2 protein-coding genes are annotated in these 4,960 nt (G+C 72.1%); both read right to left on the reverse strand.

All coding sequences use genetic code 11. The features are described 5' to 3' along the window. The coding region (locus ACWCPI_RS38775) for a type I polyketide synthase (protein WP_451042652.1) at positions 1-1,859 on the reverse strand (1,859 nt) is incomplete at its 3' end. A 49-nt stretch (positions 1,860-1,908) separates the two neighbouring features. Beyond that, the coding region (locus ACWCPI_RS38780) for a type I polyketide synthase (protein ID WP_451042653.1) at positions 1,909-4,960 on the reverse strand (3,052 nt) is incomplete at its 5' end.

Here is a 4,960-nt window from a genome sequence, read left to right on the forward strand (position 1 = left end):
AGGGCGGCTTGGGGGGTGCCGGGTTCGGCGAACATGATGTCGCGTAGGGGGTGTTCGAGGTGGGGGTCGAGTTGGGCCCATGTCTCGTCCAGGGCCTCGGCGAAGGCGGGGTAGGTGTCGTAGAGCTCGCGTCCCATGCCGGGGTGTTGTGAGCCCTGTCCGGAGAAGAGGTAGGCCAGTCGTCCGCCGTCGACGGCGTTGTGCACGACGCTCTTGGCGTGTTCGCCGTGGGCGAGGGCGTCCAGGCCGTGGAGCAGGCCGTCGCGGTCGGTGGCGATGATGCCCGCCCGGTGGGTGTGGTGGGCGCGGCCGGCTGCCAACGCGCGTGCTGCGGCCGTGAGGTCGAGGTTCGGCTTGCCGTCCACGTACGCCCGAAGCCGTACGGCCTGCTCACGCAGGGCCGCGTCGTCACCGGCCGAGAGCAGCCACGGCACCACCAGCGGCCCGCCGACGGGCGACGCCTCCTGCGGTTCCTCCGCCGGCGGCGCCTCCAGGATCAGGTGGGCGTTCGTGCCGCTGATCCCGAACGACGACACGCCCGCGCGGCGCGGCCGCCCCGTCTCCGGCCACGGCACGGCCTCGGTGAGCAGGGAAACCGCACCGGAGGCCCAGTCGATGTGGGGCGAAGGTGCATCGACATGGAGGGTCTTGGGCAGCACCCCGTGACGGATGGCCTCCACCATCTTGATGACGCCCGCGACGCCTGCCGCCGCTTGTGTGTGCCCGATGTTCGACTTGACGGACCCCAGCCACAGCGGCTGTTGCGGGCCACGGTTGCGGCCGTACGTGGCCAGCAGCGCGTGTGCCTCGATGGGGTCGCCGAGCGTCGTCCCCGTGCCGTGCGCCTCAACCGCGTCGACCTGGTCGGGAGTGAGCCGGGCCTGGGCCAGGGCGTCCGTGATCACCTGCTCCTGCGCGGGACCGTTCGGCGCGGTCAGTCCGTTGCTGGCGCCGTCCTGGTTGACGGCACTGCCCCGGATGACGGCGAGCACGGGGTGACCGTTGCGGCGCGCGTCCGACAACCTCTCGAGCAGGACCAGCCCGACGCCCTCGCCCATCGCCGTACCGTCCGCGGCGGCCGCGAACGACTTGCAGCGCCCGTCCCGGGCCAGTCCGCGCTGTCGGCTGAACTCCAGGAAGACGCCGGGCGTGGACAGAACGGTGACGCCGCCGGCGAGCGCCAGCTCGCACTCCCCGTTGCGCAGCGCCTGGGCCGCCAGGTGCAGGGACACCAGTGAGGAGGAGCATGCCGTGTCCACGGTGACCGCGGGGCCCTCCAGCCCGAAGGTGTAGGCGACACGGCCCGACAGCACGCTCGCGGACACACCGGTGCCCAGGTAACCCTCCACCCCCTCGGGCAGGCTCGTGCCCCGGCTCAGGTAGTCCTGACCGTTCGTACCCGCGAAGACCCCGGTCCGGGAGCCCCGCAGTGACCGGGGATCGATCCCGGCACGCTCGAACACCTCCCACCCGGTCTCCAGCAGAAGCCGCTGCTGCGGGTCCATCGCCAGGGCCTCGCGCGGACTGATGCCGAAGAACTCGGCGTCGAAGCCCGCCACGTCGTCCAGGAACGACCCGTGCCGCGCGTACGACGTGCCCGCCGCGTCCGGGTCGTCGTCGAAGAGGGACGCGAGGTCCCAGCCGCGGTCGTCGGGGAACTCGGAGACCGCCGCGCGGCCCTCCGTGACCAACTGCCACAGCTCGGCCGGGCTGCCGACGCCTCCGGGGAAGCGGCAGCCCGTCGCCACGACGGCGATGGGCTCGCTCTCCTTGGCGGAGAGGTCCCTCAGCCGCTGCTTGGCCTGACGCAGATCGGCGGTAGCCCGCTTGAGATAGTCCCGCAGTTTCTGCTCGTTCATGATGCAAGCCACCTTCTGGTACGACGGAATTCAGGCGTGCCTACGGGATTCAGAGCGACCCCAGCTCGTTGTCGAGCACCTCGAAGAGGTCCTCGTCGGTGGCCGATTCGAGATCGTCGTCGGCCACGGCCGGGCCGCCCTGCGCGCCGGCCGCGGCGCTGTCGAACCGCCAGAGGATGTCCCGCAGCCGGTCGCCGATGGCCGACCGGTCCGCACCGGCACCGGCGTCCCCGGCCGGCGGAACTGCACGAAGCGCCTGCTCGAGTCGGTCGAGCTCCTCCAGTACGGGCAGCGGCGCGGACCGGTCCGGGGGAGTGAGTACGAGAAGAAGACGCTTCGCCAGGTCGGTGACCGTCGGGTGGTCGAAGACCACCGTGGCGGGCAGCCGTAGCCCGGTCGTGGCCGTCAGCCGGTTCCGCAACTCGATCGCCGTGACTGATTCGAAGCCGAGGTCCTTGAAGGCCCGCTCCGGATCCACGGCGTCGGCGGAGCTGTGCCCCAGAACCGCAGCGACCTGCGCACGGACGAGTTCCGACACGGCCTGCTCCCGCTGCGCGCCGTCCAGCCCGGCCATGCGTGCGGCGAACGACGAGCCCGATCCGTCAACGCGCCGTGGGGCACGCGTACGGACCAGACCCTGTAGCAGCGGCGGCAATGTGCCGGCGGCGGCCTGTCCACGCAGCCCTGCCATGTCGAGCTCCGTCGGGGCGACCACCGGCTGCCCGAGTCCCAGCGCGGCGTCCAGCATGTCCAGGGCCCGCCGCGTCGACAGCGGTGCGATGCCCGACCGTGTCATTCGGACGAGATCAGCGCGGCTCAGCCGTTCGCTCATGCCGCCCTCGTCCGCCCACAGACCCCAGGTGAGGGACAGTGCCGGCAGCCCGTGAGCGTGCCGGTGCTCGGCCAGCGCGTCGAGAAAGGCGTTGCCGGCACCGTAGTTCGCCTGGCCCGGACTGCCGAGGACACCGGCGAGCGAGGAGAACAGCACGAACGCGGACAACCCGAGCGGCGCCGTGAGCTCGTGCAGGTTCCAGGCTGCGTCCACCTTGGGACGCAGCACGACCGCCATGCGTGACGGGTCGAGTGAGGTGATGACACCCCCGTCGGTCACACCCGCCGCGTGGAACACGGCGGTCAGCGGATGCTCCGCGGGTATGCCGGCGAGGAGGGACGCCAGCGACGCGCGATCGGCCACGTCACACGCCGCCAGGGTCACCCGGGCACCCGCCTCCTCCAGTTCCGCGACCAGTTCGGCGGCACCGGGAGCGTCGGGACCACGGCGGCCGACCAGCAGCAGATGACGTGCACCGTGTTCCGTGACGAGATGGGTGGCGAGCGGGCGGGCGAGACCACCCGTGGCGCCCGTGATCAGGACAGTGCCCGCGGGGTCGAGGGTCACCGGCCGCGCCCCTGCCCGGTCCGTGGCCACACGGGCCAGCCGGGGAACGCGGAGGCGTCCCTTTCGCACGGCGAGCTGCGGCTCACCGGTCTCCAGCGCCGCTGCGACCGTACGGAGTGAAGCCTCGTCAGCGTCGACGTCCAGGAGCACGAGCTGCCCCGGGTACTCGGCTTGGGCCGTCCGCACCAGGCCCCACACGGCGGCGACCGTCACATCGGTGGCTGCATCGTCCCCCACAACGGTTACGGCGCCGCGTGTGACGACCACCAGCCGACCCGCCGGAGGGCGATCGGAGGCGAGCCAATCCTGAACCGATGCCAGCAGCCGGTCGGCCGTGGCACGCGTACGCTCGGCCACCGCGTCACCGGAGTCGGAGCCGGAGCCGGAGTCGCAGACGAGCAGGGTGTACGAGGGCGGGACGGCACCGGCCGTGACGGCCGCGTCCAGCTCCCGCCGATCCGCGTAGCGCTCGACGGTGAGCCCGCTGTCCGAGAGCCCGGTGACGAAGCCCAGCGGATCGGGGCCGAGAACCGCGTAGGAGGCCGGGGGCACCGCACTCACCCCCGTCGCCGACGGCACGAGAGGCCACTCCACGCCGAACAGCGGTCGGCGACGGCTGGCGTTCAGCAGCTCCGGTGTGGACGGCACCAGCGTCAGCCGCTCCACCGAGGCCAAGGGCACACCGGAGGTGTCGGCCACGGTCAGGGACACCGTGCGCGCTTCTGTGTCCAGGGATGCCACGCGGACACGCACGGACGTGACGGCCGAGGCGGCGTCGTACACGGTGACCCCGCCCCACGACACGGCTGCCCGAGCGGTGCAGCCGGGACCCGTCGCACCCAGTAGGCCGGCCGCATGGACGGCGGACTCCAGCAGCGCCGGATGGAGGGCACTGCCGGACGTCGCCGTCCGACGGGCTCCTTCCAAAAGGTCTGCGGGCAGGTCGACTTCGGCATACACCCGCCCGTCGCCCTCGTGCCGCCAGATGGCGGTCAACCCCTGGAAGGCGGCGCCCAGATCGAACCCCTGCGCTGCGAACTCGTCGTACAGACCGTCCACTTCGACGGCCTCGGCCCCGGCGGGGGGCCACGACGTCAGCGCGGCGTCGGGGGGCGCGGCCTCGCGTGCGGGTGACGCCAGATACCCGGTGGCGTGAGTGACCCAGTCGTCCTCCGCGCCTTCCTGGTCGGCCTCCGACCGGGTACGGATGATCAGCGACCGCCTGCCGTCCGGCTCGGGCCCGCCCAGGCACACCTGAAGCTGCCGGGCCCCCGACTCCTCGATGGAAAGCGGCGCGACCAGCACCAGTTCATCGATCCCTTCGCTCCCCACGTACTCGGCGGCGTGCGCCGCCAGATCCACGTAGGCCCCGCCCGGGAGGACGACCCGCTCCATGAAGACGTGCTCGGCGAGTACGCCCAGGGATTCGCGCGACAGCCGCCCTGTGAAGAGGTGCCCCCCGCCGGGCAGGTCCGTCGCGGAGCCGAGCAGCGGGTGACCGGAGACGTCGAGCCCGATGTCGCTGGCGTTCCCGGAGGTGCGCGGAGGGTTGAGCCAGTAGGTGCGGTGCTGGAAGGGATAGGTGGGCAGGGCGACGAAGGGGCGGCGGGTGTTCCAGGTGGGTGGGTGGCCTTGGGTGTGGAGGGTGGTGAGGGCGGTGGTGAGGGTGGTTGTTTCGGGGTGGTCGGTGTGGAGGGTGTGG

Source organism: Streptomyces sp. NPDC001920 (assembly GCF_053594495.1).